Source organism: Brevundimonas sp. (genome assembly GCF_035626975.1).
Classification (GTDB): Bacteria; Pseudomonadota; Alphaproteobacteria; order Caulobacterales; family Caulobacteraceae; genus Brevundimonas.
In genome coordinates this window covers 1-21,860 of record NZ_DASPMQ010000028.1, presented here as the reverse complement: position 1 = coordinate 21,860, position 21,860 = coordinate 1, and the positions used below count along the sequence as shown (strand labels likewise).

Genomic DNA, 21,860 nt, shown 5'->3' with positions numbered 1-21,860 from the left:
GGAAGGGCTTTGAGGCCGCTCCGCAATCCGGCGATCCAGAGCGTCCTCGCCTGGATCCTCGCCCGGTGGATGCGCTTCTGCTACGCGACGATCCGCTGGGAACACCACAATCAGGAGCTCGCCGAGGCCGTCTGGAAACAGGGCGGCGGGGCCCTGGTCGTGTTCTGGCATTCGCGCACCTCGCTGGCGCCGTACAGCTGGCCGCTCGACCGCGCCCCGCCGGTCAAGGGCGTGATCTCGCGCAGCGCCGACGGCGAGTTCGTGGCCAAGGCCGTGGCCCAGCTCGGCATCCCCGCGGTCCGCGGCTCGTCGTCCAACAAGGCCAAGGCCGACCGCGACAAGGGCGGAACCCAGGCCCTGCGCGACGGCCTGCGCCAGCTCAAGGTCGGCGGCCTGGCCATCACGCCCGACGGCCCGCGCGGCCCTGTGCGCAGCATGGCCGAGGGCCTGCCGCTGATGGCCAAACTGTCGAAGGCCCCGGTCCTGTTCCTCGGCCTGTCGTGCAACCCCGCCATCCGTCTGAAGAGTTGGGACAAGGCCCTGATCCCCCTGCCCTTCGGCAAGGGCGCCGTGGTCTGGGACGTCTCGCGGTTCCCCGCGGGGGCGGAGCTCGCCGACGTCGTCGCCGACTGGACCGAACGCACCACAGCCGTCGAGGCCGCCGCCGACGCCGTCACCGGGCTGGAGCGGGTCTGAGGTGGGCGAGCGGCCGGACATCGCGTTCGCCGAGGCGCCGGTGCTGGAGACCGCGCGCCTGCGCCTGCGTCCCTGGCGGAGCGGCGATCCGGGCGCTTTCGCCGCCCTGAACGCCGACGCGCGGGTGATGCGTTATTTCCCCGGCCTGATGAGCGCCGCGGAGAGCGACGCCCTGACCGCCTCGATCCAGGACCGTTTCCGCGCCTGGGGTTTTGGCTTCTGGGCGGTCGAAACCGACGCTCTTCCGTTCGCCGGCTTCATCGGCCTGTCGCGCCCGGCCTATGAGGCGCCCTTTCTGCCCGCGGTCGAGGTCGGCTGGCGTCTGGATCCGCGGTGCTGGGGCCAGGGTCTCGCCACCGAGGGCGCGCGCGCCGCGATGGCCTTCGGCTTCGGCCGGCACGGCCTCGACCAGATCATCGCCGTGGCGCCCCGCGCCAACACGCCCTCGATCCGGGTGATGGAGCGCCTCGGCATGACCGCCGACGCCGCCGGGGATTTCGACCACCCGGCGCTGACCGCCCATCCGGACCTCCGTCGCTGCGCCCTCCACCGGATAGACCGCCAGACCTTCGAGGCGACGGCATGAGCCCCGCCCTGATCGCCTACCGGCTCCTGACCCGGCTGTTCGAGCCGCTGGTCCCGCGCCTGCTCGACGCCCGCGCCAAACAGGGCAAGGAGGACCCCGCCCGGGTCGACGAGCGCCTCGGCCTCGCCTCCGCCGCCCGGCCGGCCGGAAATCTGGTCTGGCTGCACGGCGTCAGCGTCGGCGAGACCCTGTCCCTGCTGCCGGTGGTCGAACGCCTGCGCGAGCGCCGCCCCGACCTCGGCCTGCTGGTCACATCCGGCACCCTGACCTCGGCCACCCTGCTGGCCAGACGCCTGCCCGCCGGGGTTCTGCATCAGTTCGCGCCCGTGGACACGCCCGGCGCCGTCCGCGCCTTCCTCGACCACTGGCGGCCCTGCGCCGCGGTCTTCGTCGAGAGCGAGCTGTGGCCCAACCTGATCCTTGAGGCGCGCCGCCGCGACGTGAAGCTGGTCCTCGCCAGCGCCCGCATCACGGAGAAGACCGTCGACGGCTGGCGCCGCTTCCCCGGCGCCGCGCGCGAAATCCTGTCGGCCTTCGACCGCGTCCTGCCGCAGGACGAGACCTCCGCCGCCCGGCTCGAAAGCCTCGGCGCCCGCATCGACGGCCATGTGAACCTCAAGCTGGCGGGCGCGGCCCCGCCGCACGACCCGGGCGCCTTCACCCGCCTCAGCGCCGCCATCGGCGACCGCCCCGTGGTCGTCGCCGCCAGCACCCACGACGGCGAGGAGATCGCCCTGGTCCGCGCCCTCGACAAACTGGCCGACCGCCTGTGCCTGATCCTCGTGCCCCGCCACCCCGAGCGCCGCGGCGACATCGCCGCCGCCCTGACCCGCGACGGCTACCGCTTCGCCCTGCGCTCGGACGGCCGCGAGCCCGACCGCGACACCGACCTCTATGTCGCCGACACCCTCGGCGAGATGGGCCTGTTCCTGCGCCTCGCCGACGTCGTGGTCATGGGCGGCTCCTTCTCCGCCGCGCTGGAGAAGCCGCCCGTCGGCGGCCACAACCCGCTCGAGCCCGCCCGCCTCGGCAAGCCCGCCGTCACCGGCCCGGACATGAGCAACTGGGCCGCCGTCTCCCGGGCCCTGGTGGACGCCGGCGGCCTGGCCGTGGTCGACGCCCCGTGGGACCTGGCCCCGGTCATCACCCCTCTGCTGGTCGACGAAAAGGCCGCCAGGGCCATGGGCGAGCGCGGCCGCCGCGCCGCCGCCGAGGCCGGCTCCGGTCTCGACCGGCTGTGGGACGGCCTGGCGCCGCTGCTGCCGCCCGCGCCGCCCCGGAGCGGCCGGCGATGAAGCTCAACACCCCCCGCTGGTGGTACGACCGCGAGCGCCGCCACGCGCCGATGACCCGGATGCTGCTCAAGCCCCTGTCGTGGGTCTGGGCCGCCGCCACCGCCCGCCGCATCGCCCGCGCCGCGCCGTACGATCCGGGCGTCCCCGTGATCTCGATCGGCAACCTGACCGTCGGCGGCTCGGGCAAGACTCCGGTCGCCCGCGAGATCCTGTGTCTGCTGCGCGCCGACGGCGTCGACGCCCACGCCCTGTCGCGCGGCTACGGCGGGCGGCTGGAAGGCCCGGTCCGGGTCGATCCCGCCGTCCACACCGCCGCCGACGTCGGCGACGAGCCGCTGATGCTGGCGCTGGACAGCCCCGCCTGGATCGCCCGCGACCGTGTCGCCGGGGCCCGGGCCGCCGCCGCCGCCGGCGCGCGGGCGCTGGTCCTTGACGACGCCCATCAGAACCCGGCCCTGGAGAAGGCGCTCAGCCTCGTCGTCGTCGACGGCGAGACCCGCGACCACGAATGGCCGTTCGGCGACGGCTCGGTCTTCCCGTCGGGGCCGATGCGCGAGCCGCTGAAGGCCGGCCTCGCCCGCGCCGACGCCGTGGTCGTCCTGCTCCCCGCCGACGCGCCGGGGGCGGATCCGGAGCTGATCGCCGCGTTCGGCGCCCTGCCCGTCTTCATCGCCCGCCTCCAGCCCGCCGCGCCGCCGCCGCCCGGGCCGCTCATCGGCTTCGCCGGCATCGCCAAGCCGTGGAAGGTCGAGCGCTCGCTCAAGGCGGCCGGGGCCGACCTCGTCGACTTCGCGCCCTTCCCCGACCACGCCGCCTTCCGCGAACAGGACCTGCGCTTCCTCGCCGACCGCGCGGAGCAGTTCGGCGCCCGGCTGATCACCACCGAGAAGGACTGGTCCCGCCTGCCGCCCGCGTGGCGCGCGCGCGTGATCAGCTGGCCCGTCAAGGCGACATTCGAGGACCCGGCGGCCGTCTCTGCGGCCCTGCGGGCGGCCCTGGCCGCCGGCTGACGGTCAGTTGACGAGCTGGCCGCGCACCGCGCCGTTCGGATAGGGGGCGTTATGGACGTTGACGTAGAAGGCGGCGGGCATGGCGAGAATCTCCGCCCCGAGTGACGCCGCGGCGTCAACGCATCCCGAACTCGAGCCGGCTGTCGGCGCGGTCAGCGTGACCACCACGGGTCCCGCCACGCCCAGGCCGCCCCGGTGGATGTGCGCCGCGGTCGCCGGCGCGACCCCGGTCACCGACAGGTCGTAGCAGACGCGGCCCGCCGCCAGCGGATCGATGCGGATCGTCGCCGAACCGCTGCCGTCGGGGTCGCCCGGCCCCGGCGCCTCCGCGGCGCCCGTCATGGCGGCCGTCAGGACTGTGGAGCCGTCCATGCCCAGGTCCGCCGACGTGCAGGCGGCCAGCAGGAGCGATGGGGCCGCGACGGCAAGGATGGCCAGGCGGCGGCCGGAAAACGGAGGGGAGTCGGGGGTCATGATGGCGTCCTCGCTATTGGCATGACGCGCAGGACTCTGCGGCCTGCGCCCTTCCAACACCGGCGTTCTCCAACGGTTCCCCGCGGTCGCCGGCTGGCGCCCGTCAATCGGCCCGGTGGACCACGCCGCCCTTCATCACGAACCGCACCCGCTCCAGCTCGGTCACGTCGGCCAGCGGATCGCCGGCCACCGCGATCAGATCCGCGGGCATGCCGACCGCGATCCGCCCCGCCTCGCCGTCGATGCGCAGGTGCGCCGCGGCTCCGACGGTCGCCGACTGGATCGCTTCCAGCGGCGTCAGCCCGGCCCGCACCAGCAGGGCGAACTCCTGGGCGTTGTCGCCGTGCGCTGAAACCCCGCTGTCGGTGCCGAAGGCGATCCGCACCCCCCCCTCATGCGCCCGGCGGGCCATATCGAGCATCTTCGGTCCCGCCTCCAGCGCCTTGGCCGTCTGGGCCGGGGTGAAGAAATTGTTCGGCCCCGAGGCCACCCGCGCCACGAAATCGCCGGCCAGCAGGGTCGGCACCAGATACGTCCCCTCGCGCCGGAACAGCCGGATCGACTCGTCGTCCAGATAGGTCCCGTGCTCGATCGAGTCGCCGCCGGCGCGCAGGAAGCTGTTGACCCCGTCGCCGCCGTGCGCGTGCGCCGTCACCTGCCGGCCCATCCGGTGGGCCGCGTCGACGATGGCCGCCAGCTCCGCGTCCGAAAACTGCTGCCCCAGCCCCGCCGCCGTGTTCGACAGCACGCCCCCGGTGGCGGTGATCTTGATGATGTCGGCCCCCGACCGCACCTGCAGCCGCACCGCCCGCATGCAGTCCTCGGCGCCCGAGCAGACGCTCTCGGACGACAGCAGATGCATGACGTCCTCACGGTAACCGTTGATGTCGCCGTGGCCGCCGTGGATCGACACCGACTGGCCCGAGGCGATCACCCGCGGCCCCGGCACGTCGCCGCGCCGGATGGCGTCGCGCAGGGCGAACACCGACTCATTGGTCCCGCCCAGGTCGGCCACGGTCGTAAAGCCGGCCAGCAGCGTCCGGCGGGCATGCCGCGCGCCGACCATCGTCCGTTCCGCGTTGGACTGGGTGACCGTCTCCAGCCGGCCGTTCGGGTTCTGCTGGCTGGTCAGGTGCACATGGCTGTCGATCAGCCCCGGCAGCACGAAGGAGTCGCGCAGATCGACGATCCGGCCCTCGCCCCCGTCGCCCGAAACGAAGCCGTCGCGCACTTCGACGACCTGGTTCCCTCTGATCACGAGAGTTTTATCGCGCTGCACAACGCCGGTTTGGGGATCGGCCAAAAGCCGCCCCACTTGCACGAACGTCGTTCCCCCGGCGGGAGAAACAGGGGCGCCGGCGGGCGTTTGCGCTGCAACGCCCCCGGCCAGAAACACGGCGGTCGCCGCCAACAGCGATGTGATCGACTTCACGAAACCCCTCCGGAACAACCCTTGCACCTTAGACGGCTGTCCGTTTCCGCCAAGGCTCAGGTTGCTCCGGACGTCATGATTTGAAACAACCCGTGACTTCTTGAACGTGCGAGGGGCGTCGCATGCAGTTGGCGAGACGTGGATTCATTCTGGGCGGCGCGGCTCTGATGTCGGGGTGCGCCACGGCGGCGGCCCGTCCGGCCGCCGGCTTCGTCCCGATCCAGGTCGCGCAGGCCCCCGCTGTCCAGATCCAGCGCGCGCCCCAGGTCATCACCTCCCAGCTCAACTCCACCCGCCCGCTCGATCCGCGGGGGTCGGTGCGCCGGGAGCTGATGGAGCGGGCCACGGCCGCCCTCGACATCCACAGGGACCGCATCACCCAACGCGACCGGATGTATCTGGTCGACTTCAAGAAATTCTCGGGCGACGAGCGCCTGTACGAGGTCGACCTGCACGGCGGCGCCGTCACCCTGATGCGCACCAGCCACGGCCGCGGCTCCGACCCGGCCCACACCGGCTTCGCCGAGCGCTTCTCGAACACCCCCGACAGCTACATGTCTTCGGTCGGCGCCTACGTCACCGCCGGCGCGGGCTACGGCGCCCAGCAGGGGCCCAACGTCCTGCTCGACGGGCTCGAATACACCAACAACCTGGCCCGCGAGCGCGCCATCATCGTCCACGGCGCCGACTACGCCGACCCGGCCTTCCTCGCCCGCGAAGGCAAGCTGGGCCGCAGCTACGGCTGCTTCTCGGTCGCCCACCACGACCTGCCGGTGCTGCGCGAACGCATGGGCGAAGGGCGCCTGCTGTTCGCCTGGGCGTGAGCCCCTACTCCCGCTCCATCGCCCGCCACCCGATGTCCGTCCGGTGGAACCCGCCCGGCCAGTCGATCTTCTTGACCGCCGCATAGGCCCGCTGCCGCGCCTCGGCGATGTCCTTGCCCCGGGCGCAGACGTTCAGCACCCGCCCCCCGGCGGCGACCAGCTGGCCGTCGTGGCGGCGCCGGGTTCCCGCGTGGAACACCTGCACGTGGGGACCGAAATCCTGCTCGGCCCCGCGGATGATCGACCCCTCCAGCGGGCTGTCGGGATAGCCGCTGGCGGCCAGCACCACGCAGATCACCGTCTCGGGGCGGAACCCCGGCGCCGCGACCCGGCTCAGGTCGCCGCGCGCGCAGGCCAGCAGCAGGGGCACGATGTCCCCGTCCAGCCGCATCATCAGCACCTGGCACTCCGGATCGCCGAAGCGGGCGTTGAACTCGACCACCTTGGGCCCGGCTTCCGTGGCCATCAGCCCGACGTACAGCACGCCGCGGTAGGGCATGCCCTCGCGCGCCATGCCCCTCATCACCGGCTCGACGACGGTCCGTTCGGCCGCCTCGACCAGTTCCGGCGTGAACACCGGCGCGGGCGAATAGCTGCCCATGCCGCCGGTGTTGGGTCCCAGGTCGCCGTCATAGGCCCGCTTGTGGTCCTGCGCCCCGCCCAGCAGCAGCGCCCGCTGGCCGTCGCAGACGGCGAACAGCGAGCCCTCCTCGCCGTCCATGAACTCCTCGATCACCACCCGGGCGCCGGCCGTGCCGAAGCGCCCGCCCAGCATCCGTTCGATCTCGCCCTCGGCCTCGCGCTTGTTGGGGCTGATCGCCACCCCCTTGCCCGCGGCCAGCCCATCGGCCTTGATCACATAGGGCGGCTTGAACACCGACAGCGCCTGCCGCGCCTCGTGCAGCCGCTCATAGACGCCATAGCCGGCGGTCGGGATCTCGTGCCGCTCCATGAAGGCCTTGGAGAAGGCCTTGGACGTCTCCAGCTGGGCCGCCTTCTTCGTCGGGCCGAAGCAGGGGATGCCGGCCACCGCCAGCCGGTCGGCCAGCCCGGCCTCCAGCGCCGTCTCCGGCCCCACGACCACCAGATCGGCCTTCATCTCGCGCGCCAGGGCGCACAGGCCGTCCGCGTCGGTGACCTTCAGCGCGACCCGCTCGCCCAGCCTGTCCATGCCCGGGTTGCCCGGGGCGATGACCAGCCGCCGCACGAGGGGCGACTGGGCGATCTTCCACGCCAGGGCGTGCTCGCGTCCGCCCGATCCCACCAGCAGGATATTCATCCCCCGGGCAATGACCGCACCCGCGAAGGCGGTCAAGCGCCGAGCGCGATCAACCGGTCGTTACCGCGGCCGCCTTGGGCGAAGCCGCGGCGCAAACGCGTCCGGCCCCCCTTCATTCGAGCGTCAGCACCACCAGGGCCTTGGCGGGCAGCCGCACGGTCAGCCGGCCGTTCGCGAGGGTCGCGTCCCGGAACGCCCGCGGCTCCACCGCCCGCGGCGCGTCGAAGTTGTTGTGCGCGTCCATGGCGTCGGCGGTCAGCACCCGGCCGGACACCGTCCGCGCCGATCCGCCCGCGACCGACACCGACAGCTCGACCGCCTGGTCCGGATCGAGGTTGACCAGGGCCAGATGGATCTTGCCGTCCAGCCCCCGCGCCGCCGTGCCGTCGACCGCCTTCAGCGACCCGTAGGCCGGCGACTGGATAGTCAGCGGCAGCACGGTGGCGCCCTGGAACGGCTTGTACATTTCGAAGGCGTGATAGGTCGGGGTCAGCGCCATGCGCGGCCCGTCGGTCAGGATCATCGCCTGCAGCACATTGACCATCTGGGCGATATTGGCCAGCCGCACCCGGTCGGCGTGGCGGTGGAAGATGTTGAAGTTCACCGCGGCCAGCAGCCCGTCCCTGAGGCTGTTCTGCTGCTGCAGGTAGCCGGCGTTCGTGCCCGGCGTCGGGTCGTACCAGGAGCCCCATTCGTCGACGGCCAGCACCGTCTTCCCGGCGGGATCGGTCTGGTCCATCACCGCGTCATGGGCGGCGATCATGCCCTCGATCCGGTAGGTCTGGACGAAGGTGGCCGCCCATTCGGCCTCGTCGAAGCCGAGCGCCGCCCCCTTCGCCGCCCAGTCGGCGGTCGGCAGGGTGTAGTAGTGCAGCGACAGGGCGTCGAAATTGCCGCTCCCCGAGGCCATCAGGGTGCGCGTCCACTCCACATCATCGGAGGTGGGGCCGGCGGCCACGACGGTCGTGCCCGACTCGCTGGGCGTGACGAAGCCGACATACTGGCGCATCAGGTCGGCGTAGAACGGCGCCTTCATCCGTCCACCGCAGCCCCACGGCTCATTGCCGATGCCGAGGTAGTCGATCTTCCACGGCTCCTCCCGCCCGTTGGCGCGGCGCATCTCGGCCAGGCGCGAGCGGCTCCTCGAGGTGATGTATTCGACCCACTCCGCCGCCTCCTGCGGCGTGCCCGAACCGACGTTGATGCTGAGATAGGTCTTGGCCCCGATCAGCTCGGCGAACTCGAAGAATTCGTGCGTGCCGAAGGCGTTCCTCTCCTCCTTGTTGCCCCACCAGCGGTTCAGGGTCACGGGGCGCTCGTCGCGCGGTCCGATCCCGTCGCGCCAGTGGTAGATGTCGGCGTAGCAGCCGCCCGGCCAGCGCACGACCGGGACCTTCAGCGCCCTCAGCGCCCCGACGACATCGTTGCGGAACCCGCGGGTGTTGGGGATGTCGGAGCCCTCGCCGACCCAGATCCCCTCGGCGATCCCGGTCCCCAGCTCTTCCATGAACTGGCCATAGACCTCCGGCGCGATCACCGGCCCGGGCTGGTCGAGCCGCAGTTCGCCGCTCGCATTCAGGGTCTGCGCGGACGCGGCTCCCGCCGGCAGGGCCAGCGCGAGGGCGACGGCGAGGCCCGGGAACAACCTTGTCATGACAGCCACGCGCCCCTCCAGGTTTTTACAAATGATCGTATTTTGACCAGTGGTAGCGGTAACACCCGGAGTAATCAATGTGGCGGCGGCGTCCCGATTGCATGCGGTGCGGAACTTTGCTCCCTGAGGCCATGACCGCCGGCTTCCGCATCCTCCCCGTCCGCACCGCGGATGACCTGCAGGCCACGGCCGACCTGTTCGCCGGCTACGCCGCCTCCCTGCCTGTCGACCTTGGCTACCAGGATTTCGGCGGCGAACTGGCGGCCCTGCCCGGGAAATACGCCCCGCCGGCCGGCGAGCTGTTCCTCGCCCGCGACGGCGACGGCGCCCCGCTCGGCTGCGTCGGCCTGCGCCCCCTCGCCGACGACGGCTGCTGCGAGATGAAGCGGCTGTTCCTCCTCCCCGCCGCCCGCGGTCTCGGCCTCGGCCGCGCCCTGACAGAGGCCGTGGTCGATCAGGCCCGGGCGCTCGGCTACCGCGAGCTCCGCCTCGACACCCTCGCCAGCATGACCGCCGCCCAGGCGCTCTACGGCAAGATGGGCTTCGAGCGGATCGCCCCCTATTACGCGCCGACGCCGGAGGGGACGGTGTTCATGGGGCTGGAGCTGTAGGCCGGCTTTCGCCTATTGCGGACTTGGGCGGAGTGGACAATCCTTCCGGGAATCCGGAGGGAATATTCATGTTTGCGAGTTTGATGGTCTTGTTCGCCTTGGCGGGCGATCCGCCTCAGGAGGCCGCCGCGCCGCGACTTTGGACCGGCGATGAGGTTACCTTTCTGGCGCGCCCGCAACCCGAGTTTCCAACCCGGGCAAGGTCGAGCCGGGGCGAGGCCCGGTTGATCTGCACCGTTACGGCAAGGGGCGCGTTCAGCGATTGCCAGATCGAGACCGAGACGCCCAAAGGGAACGGTTTCGGCAGCGCGGCGATGGCCGCCATGCATCGGGGCGCCCGGATAGAAATGTCTGCGGACGGCCCTACGGAAGGCGATCGTGTGGACGTCAGCATCGCGTTCTCGAACGGTCGGTAAGGGGTTTCCGGACCCGGAGTCCGCTGACCGCCCTCGCAACGGCCGCCAGGGATCAGGGGGCTTCGCCAGCCTGATCCGCCGACACCACGTTCGACACCCGCTCCCCATCGACGATCACCGCGACGATGCTGCGGCTGTTCTCGATCCGTGTCAGCGGGTTGCGCGCCAGCAGCAGCACATCCGCCTCATACCCCGGGGGGACGCCGGTGATGATCATCGAACCGGCGGCGGCGGGGGTCGCCGGCGAGGGCGGCGTATCGACGACGGGCGGGGCGGGGCCGAGGCGCAGGACGCCGCCAGCAGGGCCAGGCACGGCAGTGCGATCGCCAGCGGACGCATCGGCAATCTCCCTCGATCCGCCAAGGCTTGACGCACCCGCATTGCGGCGGCCACCGAAATGGCCGGCACGGCCGTTTCCCCCGCCCCTCGCCCCCGCTAGTCTCCCCCGATGAGCGACGACTCCTACGTCTTCGAGGGCCCGGCCGACGAACCGGCGGCGCCCCGCGACAACAATCCGCCCCAGACGGTCTCCGAGCTGTCGTTCGCCCTCAAGCGCACGCTCGAGGACCGCTTCGGCCACGTCCGGCTTCGCGGCGAGATCTCCAAGGTCAACCACCACGCCTCGGGCCACGTCTATCTGACGCTCAAGGACGACAAGGCCGCCATCGACGGCGTGGTCTGGAAGGGCCAGGCGCGCGGGCTCGGCGTGCGGCCGGAGACCGGGCTCGAGGTCATCGTCACCGGCAAGATCACCTCCTATCCGGCGCGGTCGTCGTACCAGATCGTCATCGAGACCATGGAGCCGGCCGGCGCGGGGGCCCTGCTGGCCCAGCTGGACCGGCTCAAGGTCAAGCTGCGGGACGAGGGCCTGTTCGACCCCGCCCGCAAGACCCCGATCCCGACCTTCCCCGCCGTCATCGGCGTCATCACCAGCCCGACCGGGGCGGTGATCCGCGACATCCTGCACCGCATCGCCGAGCGCTGGCCGTGCCGGGTCATCGTCTGGCCGGTCGTGGTCCAGGGCGAGGCCGCCTGCGGCCAGGTCTCCAACGCCATCCGCGGCTTCGACGCCCTCAAGCCCGGCGGGCCCATCCCCCGCCCCGACCTGCTGATCGTCGCCCGCGGCGGCGGCTCGGTCGAGGACCTGTGGTGCTTCAACGACGAGGGCCTGGCGCGCGTCGTCGCCGCCGCCTCCATCCCGATCATCTCGGCGGTGGGGCACGAGACGGACACCACCCTGATCGACTTCGTCTCCGACCGCCGCGCGCCCACGCCCACGGGCGCCGCCGAGATGGCCACCCCGGTGCTGGCTGATCTGCGCGCCGCCGTCCTCGACCTCGACCGGCGGCTGGTTCGCGCCGGTGGACGCCTGATCGAGGAGCGCCGCACCCGGCTGCGCTCGATCGCCCGCGGCCTGCCCGTCCGGCCGGAAGACCTGCTGGCCCTGCCCCGCCAGCGGCTCGACCACGCCGGCAGCCGCCTCGGCTCGGCCCTGCACCGCAACGTCGCCGTGCACGAGCGCCAGCTAATCACCGTCGCCGGCCGCCTGTCGCCCGCCGTGCTCGACCGGGCGCTGGAACGCCGCCGCGACCGCCTCGGCGCCGCCGCCGCCCGCTTCACCCCCACCCTGCCGCGCCGGCTCGAGCGCGACGGCGACCGCCTCGCCGCCCTCGCCCGCGCGCTGTCCAGCCTCAACCCGAGAACGCCCAAGCCCGGGTTCGCCCGCGTCGACGCGGAAGACGGGGCCATGATCGCCGCCGCCGCCGCCCTCCAGCCCGGCCAGGCCGTCCGTCTCGTCTTCGCCGACGGCTCGCGCGGCGCCCACATCGACGGCGAGAGCGACGGTCCGCCGCCCGTCCGCGCCCGGCCGGCCGCCCCGCTCCGCCCGAAGGCGCCGCCGCCCGGACAGGGCGACCTGTTCTGACAGGCGAAAGCTCTAGGCGCCGCCGTCGCGAGCGGGCTAGCCTGACGGCATGAGCGACACCCCAGCCGAACCCGCGACCCTCCACTACGGCGACGGCGAATTCGCCGTGCTCAAGCCCGGGCGCTTCGTCATCTGCGCCGTCAGCGGCAAGCCCATCGCGCTGGAGGTCCTGCGCTACTGGTCGGTGGCGCTGCAGGAGCCCTACGCCGGAGCCGATCAGGCCCTGCAGCGGCTGATGCCGGCGCGATGACCCCTGACCGCCGCGCCCTCCTCGCCGGAGCCGCGGCGCTCGCCGCCCCGGGCGCCGCGCGCGCCCGTTCCCCCGCCCGCCAGACCGATGACCTCGTCCTGACCGGCCGCTTCGTCCAGGGCGGCCACGCGCTCGGCCGCACCTGGCCCCGCGCCCTCGTCTTCGTCGACGGCGAGGCCCTGACCGCCGCCTCCGCCGGCGGCGCCTTCGTCGTCGGCTTCGACCGCGACGCCCCCGCCAGCGTCGAGATCGAGGCCCGCGCCGACGGCCGCACCGCGCGCCGCACGCTCGAGATCGCGCCGGGCGTCTTCCCCATGACGCGCGTCGACGGTCTCCCGCCCGCCACGGTCGAGCCGTCCGACCCCGCCCTGCTGGCCCGCATCGCCCGCGAGACCGAGCTCAAGGCCGCGGGCTTCGCCGGCCGCCTCGACGCCGATCATTTCCGCGACGGCTTCGTCTGGCCGCTTTCGGCGTTCCGCGTCACCAGCCGCTGGGGGGCGCAGCGCGTCCTCAACGGCACGCCGGCCCGGCCGCACTACGGCATCGACCTCGCCGCGCCGGCGGGGACCGTCATCCGCGCCCCCGCCGCCGGCCGCGTCACCCTGGCCGAGCCGGATCTGCATTTCGAGGGCGGCCTGGTCCTGATCGACCACGGCCAGGGCCTGATCACCGCCTATCTGCACCAGTCGCGTCTCGACGTCCGCGCGGGGCAGGACGTGCGGCGCGGTGATTCGGTCGGCCGCGTCGGCATGAGCGGCCGCGCTACCGGTCCGCACCTGTGCTGGCGCATGAAATGGCGCAACCGCAACCTGGACCCGTCGCTTCTTGTCGCAATCTGAGGGCGAGTAAGCGGTTACGCGGTTCCCTGATCGCCGGTCAGTCATGGACCGGTAAGCAATCGGCCCCTAGGCTTCGCCATTCGCGCGCCGCAGGGCGCTTATCCGGCCAGCCCTCATGCCATCCCTCGCCGCCATCCAGGTCCTCCTCGTCGACGACAATCAGCACATGCGGGCCATCGCCTCGGCGGTGCTCAAGTCCGCCGGCATCCGCAAGGTCGTGGAAGCGGCCGACGGCGGCGAAGGGCTGGAGATGCTGCGCCACCATGCCGTCGACCTGGCCATCGTCGACTACAAGATGTTCCCGCTCGACGGCGTCGAGTTCACCCGCCTGGTCCGCAACAGCCCCGACAGCGCCAACCCCTATCTGCCGATCATCATGATGACCGGCCATTCGGGCAAGGAGCGCGTCTATGCGGCGCGCGACGCGGGCGTCACCGAATTCCTCGTCAAGCCGATCACCGCCAAGGCCGTGCTCGACCGCATCCAGTCGGTGATCTGGAAACCGCGGCCGTTCGTGAAGACCGAGGGCTATTTCGGGCCGGACCGCCGCCGCGTCGCCGCGCCGGGCTACCGCGGCCCCTTCCGCCGCGCCATCGACGCCGCGCGCGAGGCCGCCGACACCGCGAACATCGTCACCATCTAGCGTCCACCTCCGTTATCCTCGGGCTTGAGCCGAGGATAAGATGCAGGGCGGGACTGTGCGATAGAGACGGCCCCGCGAGCGTGACCGCAGGCCTTCCACCGGGCGCCGGACGGTCTGATCCTCGGGTCAAGCCCGAGGATGACGGGGAAAGTGAGCACGGGCCCTACTCTTCGGCCTTCAGCGCCGCATAGACCCGGTCGGGCCAGCGCTTGTGCACCCAGAACCAGTCGACCGGGCTCTCGCGCACCCGGTCCTCGATGAAGGTCGTGATCGCCTGCACGCCCCGGGCGATGTCGGCCTGCCGGTCGCCGGTGTTCTCCAGCGCGATCGGCTCATAGACGGTCAGGCGGAACCGCACCCCCGGCAGCCTCACCACCGACATCGGCTGCAGCACCGTTCCGAAACGCAGCGCCAGCCGGCTCGGTCCCGGCGCCGCGTTGACCGGCTGGCCGAAGAAGGTCGCCTCCGGCCCCTCCGAGAATTTCTGGTCGTTCATCAGCGCCACGGACTCGCCCCGCGCCATCCCGGCCAGCAGTTCGCGCGCGCCGTCCCCGCCCTTGGGCGCGAACAGCCTCACCCCGTACCGCGCCCGCGCCGCGATGATCTGGGCGTCGACATAGGGGTTGTTGGCCGCCCGATAGGTGATCTGGCACGGCACGCCCGCCCCGACGATGGTCGCCGCCAGGGTCTCGATATTGGCGAAATGCCCGCCGACGAAGACCACCGGCTTCCCGGACTCCCGGATCGCATGCAGCCGCTCCAGTCCGACCACCTCGATGCGGTTCTCGGCCACCAGCCGGTCCATTACCGCGGTCTCGGCGAAGGCGCGGCCGGTCTGTTCCCACTGCGCCAGCGCCAGCCGCTCGCGCGCGTCGGCCGCCATGTCGGGAAAGGCGATACGCAGGTTCCGCATCACCGTCCGCTGCGTCCCCGTCCTCGGCCCCAGCGTCCGCAGCAGCCAGCCGCCCAGCCCCGACGCCCGCTCGACGCCCAGCAGCCGCATGAAGCCGATGAAGCCCGCGAACCCGACCGCCTCCAGCCGCCAGATCAGATCCTGGCGCAACCCGACCGGCTTCTGACCCTCACCAGGCAATGGTGATCCCGCCGTCCACCACCAGCGTCTGGCCCGTCATGTAGCTCGACGCCTTCGAGGCCAGATAGACCGCCGCCCCGGCGATCTCGTCGGGCTGGCCGATGCGCTTCAGCGGGGCGGGATCCGTCACCTGCTTCAGCAGCTCGGGGTTCTCCCACAGGTATTTGGCGAAGTCGGTCTGCACCAGGCCCGGCGCGATGGTGTTGACCCGCACGTTCGACGGCCCCCACTCCACCGCCAGGTTGCGGGCCAGCTGCATGTCCGCCGCCTTGGAGATGTTGTAGGCCCCGATCAGGGCGTTGCCGCGCAGGCCGCCGATCGACGAGACGATGATCACCGACCCGGCCTTCCGCTCCAGCATCTGCGGCGCGACCATCTGGATCAGCCAGTGGTTCGAGACCACGTTGTTCTGCAGGATCTTGCCGAACTGCTCGTCGTTGATCCCCGCCATCGGCCCCGCATAGGGATTGGTCGCCGCGTTGCAGACCAGGATGTCGATCCGGCCGAAGGCGGCGTTGGTCTCGTCGACCAGCCGCTGCAGCTCCGCCTTCGAGGCGATGTTGGCCGGGACCGCGATGGCCCGCGGTTCGCCGTCCTTGGCGCCGTGCTTCGCGTTGATCGCGCTCGCGACCTCGTCGCACGGCCCGGGCTTGCGCGACGAGATCACCACCTTCGCCCCATGCTCGGCCAGCCGTTCGGCGATGGCCTTGCCGATGCCGCGCGAGGAGCCGGTGATCACCGCGACCTGGCCGGTCAGATCGAACAATTCCATCGTTAACCTCGAAGAGTGGGGAGAATCCGTGCACCAAGCCTAGGCGATCTGTCGTGATACCCCGATACTCGGGCGATTCCATCCGGGAAGGCGGAACAACCGTTTCCATGCGCGCCCTGACTCAAGGCTTCCTGTTCTTCGGCTATCTGTTCCTGGCCATGACGGTCGGCGCCTTCGTGTGGCGCGCGGGCCTCGGGGCCGGCGCGGGCGCGGCGGCCGGCATCGCCGCCCTCGGCCTGCTCGCGGCCATCCACACCTGGGTCTCCGGCAAGGCCGAGCGCGCCTCGCTCAAGAAGGAGATCGACCAGGTCCGCGAGGCCCACCGCCTGCTCGCCGACGCCATGGAGTCCACCCAGGGCGCGCTCACCGAACTGGCCCAGGCCATCGAGACCGGGGCCCTGTCCTCGACCGAACAGCTGTCGGGCGAGGTCCGCATGCTGGAATCGCTGATCCAGCAGATGAGCGAGTCGATCGACCAGCGCGTCTCCCAGCCGACGCCCTCCAACACCTTCGAGGCCCGCCACCGCGAGCAATCGAACGTCCTGCTCCAGACCATCCACGAGGCCTTGGCCGAGAACCGCGTCGACCTCTACCTCCAGCCGGTCGTCTCCCTGCCCCAGCGCCGGACCATCTTCTACGAGAGCTTCACCCGCCTGCGCGCCGCCGACGACCGCGTCATGATGCCGGCCGAATACCTGTCCGCCGCCGAGGGCGAGGGCCTGGTCCCGGCCATCGACAACCTGCTGCTGTTCCGCTGCGCCCAGATCGTCCGCCGCCTCGCCCGTCAGGACCGCAAGGTCGGCGTCTTCTGCAACGTCGCCCTGTCCTCGCTCGGCGACGAGACCTTCTTCCCGCAGTTCCTCGACTTCCTCAGCGAGAACCGCGACCTCAACCAGGCCCTGATCTTCGAGCTCGGCCAGGCCACCTTCGACGCCCGCGGCGCCGTCGAGGCCCGCAACATGGCCAAGCTGGCCGACCTCGGCTTCCGCTTCTCGATCGACAAGGTCCAGACCCTCGACCTCGACTTCGCCGACCTGCAGCGCTCCGACGTCAAGTTCATGAAGGTCGCGGCCGACCTGCTGATCGAGACCCTGCTCGACACCGACGCCGCCTCGGCCCTGCCCAGCCTGCGCGACATCTCCGCCGCCGACTTCGCCGGCCTGACCCGCCGCTACGGCATCGAGCTGATCGCCGAAAAGGTCGAGAGCGAACGCCAGGTCGTCGACATCCTCGAACTCGACATCTCCGTCGGCCAGGGCCACCTGTTCGGCGAGCCCCGCGCCATCAAGGAGGCCGTGCTGGCCGAAACCGACCCCCCGGCCGACTTCATCCGCTCGACCCTGCGCAGCGCCGACCACCGGCGGCGGATGGGGTAGGAACGGCCGTCAGGACGCCTCGGTCGGATAGTCGACGATCACGGTCTCGTCGCGGATGGCCTGGACCAGGGATGTGATCGCCGTGTGCACGGGATGGTCGTGGTAGGCCTCCAGCGCCGCCCGGCTTTCAAAGTCGCAGATCAGCACCACGTCGAACGAGTTCGCCCGCCGCCGCGTGTCGATTCCGACCTCGAGACGCCTCATGCCGGGAATCCGTCCCCGCATGGCCTCCAGCCGGGCTTTGAGCAGGATCGCGTTTTCAACCGCCGAGCCCCCCTTCGCCGTCTCCAGCAGCCGCCACATCACCACATGGGTCATGGGCTCGCCGGGGGCGTCGTCGACAAGGTTCATGTTGCGCTCCACCGTTGCGGGTGAATTACTGACGCTCTCCGCCAGACCGGGCAAGGGGCTGGATGTAACCGAGGTCCGATGACGACGCCGGCCCGCTTCGATCACGACCGGCTGCCGCGGATCGACTACGGCCGCCACCCCGCCTATCGCGGGCGGGGCTCCCGCCTCGCCGCCCTCGCCCTGTTCGTCCGCGGGGCCGGGATCGCCCTCGGGCGCTGGCTGATCGACCTTGAGCACCTTCCCAAGCCGCCGTCGGGCGCCGATCGCCGCCGCTGGCTGGCCCGCAACGCCCACCGGCTGGCCGCGGGCGCCGTCCGCCACAACCTGCGCCGTCTGGGCGGTGCGTCCGGGCCCCGCCTCGCCGCCGGCCCGGGCGCGGACATCGCCGGGACACTCGCGCGCGACGGCGTCCACGCCTTCCGCCTGACCGACGACGAGAAGGCGCGGCTGGAAGCCCTGACCCGGCCTTGGTTCGAGCAGTTGCGCCAGACGGTCTCGGCCGGCGTCCGGCATTTCGACGACAACCGCCTGTGGATCGACGAACAGGCGTCGCCCGAGGTCTACGCCTGGTTCCGGGCGCTGATGGACCGGAGCGGCGTGATCGCGGCCGCGTCCGCCCGGCTCGGCCGGCCGGTGACCGTGGCCCACCTGATCCCCCAGATGAACACCCCCGCGACGGATTTCTGGACCGGCCAGTTCGCCGACGTGGGCGAGCCCGATCCGGCCTGCAACTACTGTCACGTCGACACGGCCTGGGGGATCGCCAAGATGATCGTCTACGTCGGCGAGGTCGGTCAGACCACCGGCCCGTTCAGCTATGTCCGGGGCAGCCACCGGGCCCGCGACCGCTTCTGGGGACGGCTGATCCGCAAGGCCAACGACTACGCCGGCCTGTCGTCGACGCGACCGGCCGCCCGCAGCCTGTTCGCGGCCCTGCCCGCCTGGCTGCAGCGCAAGGCCGCCTTCGGCCCGGATCTGCGCGACGACCACCCCATGGCCGCGGCGCTGCTGCGGGCCGAGACCCGGTTCACCACCGATGAGGCCGACGCCATTCTGTTCGATCCCGACGGCGTGCACCGGGGCGGCATGGTTCAGTCCGGCGAGCGGCGGGTGGTCGGCGTGCTGCTCGCCGAGGCCTGATCGATCATCTTGCCGATCGCGTCGGCGATCCGGGCGACGTTCTCCGGATCCAGCGACGTCGGGTCGACGAGAGGCTCGATCACCGTTCCGGGATGGCTGTTCGAGATCAGCCACGCCAGATAGCGCAGATCCGCCTCCGGCTGGTGCTCCAGCGGCGGCGCGGCCAGGGCCGCTCCGACCTCCCACGGCGCGTTCAGCCTGCGGCAGGTCGAGAAGCCGGCGATGAAGATGTCCGACAGGATGGCCGTCTGCCGTCCGTACATCGCGGCCTCCAGCGACACGGTCCCCGACAGCGACACCGTCAGCTCGGCAGCCTTGATCAGGGCGTGGCTGTCGACCCACGGATCGATCAGGCGCACGCCCGGCAGGCGCTTGATCCGCTCCAGCGCCGCCGGTCCGCGCAGGCCCAGGCCGGTCGGGTGTTCCTTGACATACAGCCTGACCCCCAGCGGCAGCGACCGCGCGATGTTGCGGACGGTCTCGTGGGTCGAGACGAAGTGCGGCGCCTCGACGTCCAGCGTATGCTCCGGCTCATAGTTCAGCGCGTAGAAGACGAACCGCTCGCCGGGACGGGGCTGTTCGAACAGCCGGTTCCAGACCCGCGCCAGCCGGCGGTGATTGATCGGCGTCATGTGGTAGCGGAGGTCGAACAGGGCGCTTCGCAGCGTGTACATGTAGACGTCGTGGCGCGAGACGATCAGGGCCCGGTGCAGGAAGCCCCGCGCCAGCCGCTTCAGAAACCCCGCGCCGATCGCCGGCGGGCCGCTCCTGGCCTCGACCTGGCGCATCTTGGCGCCGCTCGTCACCCGATCCCGGATCGCCCGCGCCTCCGCCAGTTCCGCCCCGGTCACATCGGCCGGAGTCGGCGCGCCGGTGATGTGCGGACGCGCCTCGATCCGGGAGTCCCACAGCATGAATCGGCGAGTGGGCATGCGGAACTCGAACGGGGCGGCATAGCGGCCGCCACGCGTCCTGAGCAGCGCCTCGGCCAGCAGGTCCGGGACGTTGTCGGGCTGGCCGATCGCCAGCCCGATGTCGTGCCGGTCGATGAAGGCCTTGAGCTCGGCGTGCACATAGGCGGCGTAGCGGAGCGCGAAGTCCTGGCGTTCCGAGCGCAGAAACCGGTCCATCAGGATGATGTCGGAGACGCGGATGTCCGCCGTCGCCTCCAGCCGGGCCAGATCCTCCAGCGGGGCCGCGATGTCCGCGGCCCGCGCCCCCTGGCGGGTCAGCCACAGGATCCGGTCGGCGGCGAAGCCCGCGGCCAGCGCCTTGCGCCGGTATTCGTCCCGCGTGACCGCGAAGAACGCCCTGTGACCCCGGCGCTCGAGTTCGCGACCGGCCGCGATCCACGTCTCCGTCCGCTCCCAATTGGACAGGAACAGCAGATTCAAGGCGAGGCCGACCGTCTGGAGGACGGGGCGGATCGGGCCCGCCGTCCCGCGTCGACGATCAGTTCGATGACGCGGTCCTGGTCGTCGGCGCCCAGGCTGATCGAACTGGGCAGGGTCAGGGTCTGCGCATGCAGGGCCTCGGCCACCCGGCCTCCGACCCGGACCGCTCCGGCATGGGCTTCGGACTGGTGCAGCGGTTGATAGAGCGGAATGGTCTCGACATCGTGCTCGCCCAGCTGCCGCAGCAGCTGGCGCGCGTCGAGGCCGAACAGGTCCGGATCGATCCGGATGCAGGTCAGCCAGAAGGTCCAGAACTGGTCCGCCGGCTCGTCCGGCAGGGTGACGCCCGGCTGGCCCGACAGCCCGTCCCGGTACCGCTGCGCGATCTGCCGCTTGCGCGCCACATGATGGTCGATGCGGTCGAACTGGGCGCAGCCGATGGCGCCGTGGATGTTGGTCATGCGGTAGTTGTAGCCGATGGTCCGGTGCAGGGTTTCCACCGGATCGTCCTTGGCCTGGTTGATCAGATAGCGCGCGCGCTCGGCCAGGGCCGGATCGTCGGTGACCAGCATGCCGCCGCCGCCCGCCGTGATCAGCTTGTTGCCGTAGAAACTGTAGCAGCCGACCCGCCCGAAACCCCCGACCATGCGGGGGCCGAAGCGCGTGCCCAGCGCCTGGGCCGCATCCTCGATCAGGATCAGATTGTAGCGCTCCGCCAGCGCCTGGAACGCCTCGACATCCGCCGGCATGCCGAGGAAATGCACCAGGACGATCGCCGTCACGGGCCGGCCCGTGGTCCGGTTGATCAGCCGCTCGCCGTCGAACCGGCACGCCTCCTCGCAAAACCTGCGGGTGGCCTCGGGATCCATCTGCCAGTGATGCTCGGCGACATCGACGAACACCGGATGAGCCCCGCAGTAGGCGATGGCGTTCGCGGGCGCGATGAAGGTCAGGGTGGTGATCAGGACCTCGTCGCCCGCCCTGACGCCGGCGATCATCAGGGCCGTGTGGATCGCCGCCGTGCCCGAGTTGGTGCCGACCCCGAAGCGCGTCCCGACATAGTCCGCGATCTGCGCCTCGAACCGGGTCGCGAACCGTCCGCGGATCAGTTCGCCGGCGGCCAGCGCCTCACCCAGATTGGCCAGTTCCTCGGACCCGACGGTCGGCTCGTATACGGCTATTCGCGACATCGAGCCCCCTCCCCGCCGGGGCGAGCCTAGGACAGTTTGCCGATGCTGGCGAGAGAACCGCGCGGCGCGGCCGCACGCGCCCGGGCCCGGTCATCGCGCATCCGGCCGGGGTCCTGGTGGCCCGCTCGCCGGACCCGGTTCGTCCCCGGAGCGTTGATTATCCGGAACCCGCCCGGCCTCCAGCGGCCCGGGCGCCGGAGGAGAGCCCATGGCGGATATGGAAGCACAGGTCGTGGAGGCGCTGCGGACCGAACTGGAGCGCCAGGCCGAGGCCACGAACACCCTGATCGTCACCCAGGCCGACGGCGCCCTGACGGTGTACGGCGTCGTCGATCTCGAGGCCCTGGCGATGGCCGTCGTCGGCGCGGTGGCCGGCGGCCCCTAGGTCGCTACCGGGGCGGCGTCCCTCACCAGCGCCGGTCGTCGTCGCGCCAGTAGACCCGCTCGCGGCCATAGCGGTAGTCGCGGTTGTAGCCGCCGAAGCCGTAGCCGCAGGGATCGTCCTCCTCGGACAGTTCGCGGCCGATCAGATAGCCGGCGGCGGCCCCGATGGCGGCGCCCGCCTCCCGGTCCTCACGTCCGGCCACGGCCGCGCCGATGGCACCGCCCAG

25 protein-coding genes are annotated in these 21,860 nt (G+C 71.6%); 14 read left to right on the top strand and 11 right to left on the bottom strand.

Translation table 11 applies throughout. The features are described from left to right. The first annotated feature begins 9 nt into the window (after positions 1–9). The 4 genes from VEB62_RS07360 to lpxK are packed head-to-tail and all read left to right on the top strand — an operon-like array spanning position 10 to position 3,587. Positions 10–696, top strand: a complete 687-nt coding sequence (locus tag VEB62_RS07360; protein WP_324797462.1) for a lysophospholipid acyltransferase family protein — start codon at positions 10–12, stop codon at positions 694–696. A 1-nt stretch (position 697) separates the two neighbouring features. Beyond that, positions 698–1,282, top strand: a complete 585-nt coding sequence (locus VEB62_RS07355) for a GNAT family N-acetyltransferase (protein ID WP_324797459.1) — start codon at positions 698–700, stop codon at positions 1,280–1,282. Further along, a complete protein-coding gene (locus VEB62_RS07350) occupies positions 1,279–2,577 on the top strand; it encodes a 3-deoxy-D-manno-octulosonic acid transferase (RefSeq protein WP_324797456.1) in 1,299 nt (432 codons plus the stop codon). Before VEB62_RS07355 ends, VEB62_RS07350 begins: the two co-directional genes overlap by 4 nt. Further along, positions 2,574–3,587, top strand: coding sequence for a tetraacyldisaccharide 4'-kinase (gene lpxK, locus VEB62_RS07345; protein WP_324797454.1), 1,014 nt, complete (start codon positions 2,574–2,576; stop codon positions 3,585–3,587). The genes VEB62_RS07350 and lpxK overlap by 4 nt, the downstream gene beginning before the upstream one ends. Positions 3,588–3,590: 3 nt before the next feature. Here the strand turns inward: lpxK and VEB62_RS07340 are convergent, their stop codons facing one another. After that, a complete protein-coding gene (locus tag VEB62_RS07340) occupies positions 3,591–4,061 on the bottom strand; it encodes a CHRD domain-containing protein (protein ID WP_324797451.1) in 471 nt (156 codons plus the stop codon). A gap of 103 nt (positions 4,062–4,164) precedes the next feature. Continuing rightward, positions 4,165–5,484 (bottom strand): metal-dependent hydrolase family protein, encoded by a 1,320-nt coding sequence (locus VEB62_RS07335; RefSeq protein ID WP_414641995.1) that lies wholly within the window; start codon positions 5,482–5,484, stop codon positions 4,165–4,167. Positions 5,485–5,615: 131 nt separating this feature from the next. Between VEB62_RS07335 and VEB62_RS07330 the strand changes: the two genes are divergently transcribed. Further along, complete coding sequence (locus VEB62_RS07330; RefSeq protein WP_324797448.1) at positions 5,616–6,317, top strand: murein L,D-transpeptidase catalytic domain-containing protein; 702 nt, start codon at positions 5,616–5,618, stop codon at positions 6,315–6,317. Positions 6,318–6,321: 4 nt separating this feature from the next. On the opposite strand, the gene purD is transcribed toward VEB62_RS07330, so the two are convergent. Further along, entirely contained in the window at positions 6,322–7,596 is a 1,275-nt protein-coding gene (purD, locus tag VEB62_RS07325) for a phosphoribosylamine--glycine ligase (protein ID WP_324797445.1), read from the bottom strand. Between the two features lie 112 nt (positions 7,597–7,708). Continuing rightward, positions 7,709–9,250: an alpha-N-arabinofuranosidase gene (locus VEB62_RS07320; RefSeq protein ID WP_324797441.1), complete on the bottom strand. Its 1,542-nt coding sequence runs from the start codon at positions 9,248–9,250 to the stop codon at positions 7,709–7,711. Between the two features lie 131 nt (positions 9,251–9,381). On the opposite strand from VEB62_RS07320, the gene VEB62_RS07315 reads away from it, so the two are divergent. Both VEB62_RS07315 and VEB62_RS07310 read left to right on the top strand, forming a co-directional pair. Then, positions 9,382–9,861 (top strand): GNAT family N-acetyltransferase, encoded by a 480-nt coding sequence (locus VEB62_RS07315; RefSeq protein ID WP_324797439.1) that lies wholly within the window; start codon positions 9,382–9,384, stop codon positions 9,859–9,861. Positions 9,862–9,929: 68 nt separating this feature from the next. Then, positions 9,930–10,277, top strand: a complete 348-nt coding sequence (locus VEB62_RS07310; RefSeq protein ID WP_324797437.1) for a hypothetical protein — start codon at positions 9,930–9,932, stop codon at positions 10,275–10,277. Positions 10,278–10,329: 52 nt separating this feature from the next. Here the strand turns inward: VEB62_RS07310 and VEB62_RS07305 are convergent, their stop codons facing one another. Then, the gene (locus VEB62_RS07305; protein WP_324797434.1) at positions 10,330–10,590 is read right to left on the bottom strand and encodes a hypothetical protein; all 261 of its coding nucleotides are present in this window, start codon (positions 10,588–10,590) and stop codon (positions 10,330–10,332) included. Positions 10,591–10,725: 135 nt separating this feature from the next. Between VEB62_RS07305 and xseA the strand changes: the two genes are divergently transcribed. The 4 genes from xseA to VEB62_RS07285 all read left to right on the top strand — a co-directional run bounded on the left by xseA (position 10,726) and on the right by VEB62_RS07285 (position 13,933). After that, positions 10,726–12,201 carry an exodeoxyribonuclease VII large subunit gene (gene xseA / locus VEB62_RS07300; RefSeq protein WP_324797431.1) on the top strand — a complete coding sequence of 492 codons (1,476 nt, stop codon included), beginning with the start codon at positions 10,726–10,728 and terminating at the stop codon, positions 12,199–12,201. 49 nt (positions 12,202–12,250) lie between these two features. Then, complete coding sequence (locus tag VEB62_RS07295) at positions 12,251–12,451, top strand: DUF2093 domain-containing protein (RefSeq protein ID WP_324797428.1); 201 nt, start codon at positions 12,251–12,253, stop codon at positions 12,449–12,451. Beyond that, on the top strand, positions 12,448–13,290 hold the full coding sequence (locus VEB62_RS07290) for a M23 family metallopeptidase (RefSeq protein ID WP_324797425.1): 843 nt from the start codon (positions 12,448–12,450) through the stop codon (positions 13,288–13,290). The genes VEB62_RS07295 and VEB62_RS07290 overlap by 4 nt, the downstream gene beginning before the upstream one ends. A gap of 115 nt (positions 13,291–13,405) precedes the next feature. Continuing rightward, entirely contained in the window at positions 13,406–13,933 is a 528-nt protein-coding gene (locus tag VEB62_RS07285; RefSeq protein ID WP_324797424.1) for a response regulator, read from the top strand. Between the two features lie 163 nt (positions 13,934–14,096). Here VEB62_RS07285 and VEB62_RS07280 read toward each other — a convergent pair whose 3' ends face one another. After that, positions 14,097–14,996, bottom strand: coding sequence for a lysophospholipid acyltransferase family protein (locus tag VEB62_RS07280; protein WP_324797422.1), 900 nt, complete (start codon positions 14,994–14,996; stop codon positions 14,097–14,099). Positions 14,997–15,015: 19 nt separating this feature from the next. After that, positions 15,016–15,798 carry an SDR family NAD(P)-dependent oxidoreductase gene (locus VEB62_RS07275; protein WP_324797419.1) on the bottom strand — a complete coding sequence of 261 codons (783 nt, stop codon included), beginning with the start codon at positions 15,796–15,798 and terminating at the stop codon, positions 15,016–15,018. Positions 15,799–15,905: 107 nt separating this feature from the next. On the opposite strand from VEB62_RS07275, the gene tipF reads away from it, so the two are divergent. Further along, positions 15,906–17,174, top strand: a complete 1,269-nt coding sequence (gene tipF, locus VEB62_RS07270; RefSeq protein WP_324797416.1) for a flagella assembly cyclic-di-GMP phosphodiesterase TipF — start codon at positions 15,906–15,908, stop codon at positions 17,172–17,174. Positions 17,175–17,183: 9 nt separating this feature from the next. Here tipF and VEB62_RS07265 read toward each other — a convergent pair whose 3' ends face one another. Continuing rightward, positions 17,184–17,525, bottom strand: coding sequence for a Dabb family protein (locus VEB62_RS07265; RefSeq protein WP_324797413.1), 342 nt, complete (start codon positions 17,523–17,525; stop codon positions 17,184–17,186). 78 nt (positions 17,526–17,603) lie between these two features. Between VEB62_RS07265 and VEB62_RS07260 the strand changes: the two genes are divergently transcribed. Continuing rightward, positions 17,604–18,665, top strand: coding sequence for a hypothetical protein (locus tag VEB62_RS07260; protein ID WP_324797411.1), 1,062 nt, complete (start codon positions 17,604–17,606; stop codon positions 18,663–18,665). Here the strand turns inward: VEB62_RS07260 and VEB62_RS07255 are convergent. Together VEB62_RS07255 and VEB62_RS07250 are read right to left on the bottom strand one after the other, a co-directional pair. Continuing rightward, a complete protein-coding gene (locus VEB62_RS07255) occupies positions 18,617–20,059 on the bottom strand; it encodes a hypothetical protein (RefSeq protein WP_324797409.1) in 1,443 nt (480 codons plus the stop codon). The genes VEB62_RS07260 and VEB62_RS07255 overlap by 49 nt on opposite strands. Continuing rightward, positions 20,056–21,249 carry an aminotransferase class I/II-fold pyridoxal phosphate-dependent enzyme gene (locus VEB62_RS07250; RefSeq protein ID WP_324797406.1) on the bottom strand — a complete coding sequence of 398 codons (1,194 nt, stop codon included), beginning with the start codon at positions 21,247–21,249 and terminating at the stop codon, positions 20,056–20,058. The genes VEB62_RS07255 and VEB62_RS07250 overlap by 4 nt, the downstream gene beginning before the upstream one ends. A gap of 208 nt (positions 21,250–21,457) precedes the next feature. Between VEB62_RS07250 and VEB62_RS07245 the strand changes: the two genes are divergently transcribed. Next, on the top strand, positions 21,458–21,634 hold the full coding sequence (locus VEB62_RS07245; RefSeq protein WP_324797403.1) for a hypothetical protein: 177 nt from the start codon (positions 21,458–21,460) through the stop codon (positions 21,632–21,634). 22 nt (positions 21,635–21,656) lie between these two features. Here the strand turns inward: VEB62_RS07245 and VEB62_RS07240 are convergent. Further along, positions 21,657–21,860, bottom strand: a 204-nt coding sequence (locus VEB62_RS07240) for a glycine zipper 2TM domain-containing protein (protein ID WP_324797402.1), incomplete at its 5' end; no start/stop codon positions are given.

Excerpts from the sequence above, each read along its gene's own strand:
- VEB62_RS07350 (WP_324797456.1), top strand. The coding sequence starts at position 1,279 with ATGAGCCCCGCCCTGATCGCCTACCGGCTCCTGACCCGGCTGTTCGAG.
- lpxK (WP_324797454.1), top strand. The coding sequence starts at position 2,574 with ATGAAGCTCAACACCCCCCGCTGGTGGTACGACCGCGAGCGCCGCCAC.
- VEB62_RS07340 (WP_324797451.1), bottom strand. The coding sequence starts at position 4,061 with ATGACCCCCGACTCCCCTCCGTTTTCCGGCCGCCGCCTGGCCATCCTT.
- VEB62_RS07330 (WP_324797448.1), top strand. The coding sequence starts at position 5,616 with ATGCAGTTGGCGAGACGTGGATTCATTCTGGGCGGCGCGGCTCTGATG.
- purD (WP_324797445.1), bottom strand. The coding sequence starts at position 7,596 with ATGAATATCCTGCTGGTGGGATCGGGCGGACGCGAGCACGCCCTGGCG.
- VEB62_RS07320 (WP_324797441.1), bottom strand. The coding sequence starts at position 9,250 with ATGACAAGGTTGTTCCCGGGCCTCGCCGTCGCCCTCGCGCTGGCCCTG.
- VEB62_RS07315 (WP_324797439.1), top strand. The coding sequence starts at position 9,382 with ATGACCGCCGGCTTCCGCATCCTCCCCGTCCGCACCGCGGATGACCTG.
- VEB62_RS07310 (WP_324797437.1), top strand. The coding sequence starts at position 9,930 with ATGTTTGCGAGTTTGATGGTCTTGTTCGCCTTGGCGGGCGATCCGCCT.
- xseA (WP_324797431.1), top strand. The coding sequence starts at position 10,726 with ATGAGCGACGACTCCTACGTCTTCGAGGGCCCGGCCGACGAACCGGCG.
- VEB62_RS07295 (WP_324797428.1), top strand. The coding sequence starts at position 12,251 with ATGAGCGACACCCCAGCCGAACCCGCGACCCTCCACTACGGCGACGGC.
- VEB62_RS07290 (WP_324797425.1), top strand. The coding sequence starts at position 12,448 with ATGACCCCTGACCGCCGCGCCCTCCTCGCCGGAGCCGCGGCGCTCGCC.
- VEB62_RS07285 (WP_324797424.1), top strand. The coding sequence starts at position 13,406 with ATGCCATCCCTCGCCGCCATCCAGGTCCTCCTCGTCGACGACAATCAG.
- VEB62_RS07275 (WP_324797419.1), bottom strand. The coding sequence starts at position 15,798 with ATGGAATTGTTCGATCTGACCGGCCAGGTCGCGGTGATCACCGGCTCC.
- tipF (WP_324797416.1), top strand. The coding sequence starts at position 15,906 with ATGCGCGCCCTGACTCAAGGCTTCCTGTTCTTCGGCTATCTGTTCCTG.
- VEB62_RS07265 (WP_324797413.1), bottom strand. The coding sequence starts at position 17,525 with ATGAACCTTGTCGACGACGCCCCCGGCGAGCCCATGACCCATGTGGTG.
- VEB62_RS07260 (WP_324797411.1), top strand. The coding sequence starts at position 17,604 with ATGACGACGCCGGCCCGCTTCGATCACGACCGGCTGCCGCGGATCGAC.
- VEB62_RS07250 (WP_324797406.1), bottom strand. The coding sequence starts at position 21,249 with ATGTCGCGAATAGCCGTATACGAGCCGACCGTCGGGTCCGAGGAACTG.
- VEB62_RS07245 (WP_324797403.1), top strand. The coding sequence starts at position 21,458 with ATGGCGGATATGGAAGCACAGGTCGTGGAGGCGCTGCGGACCGAACTG.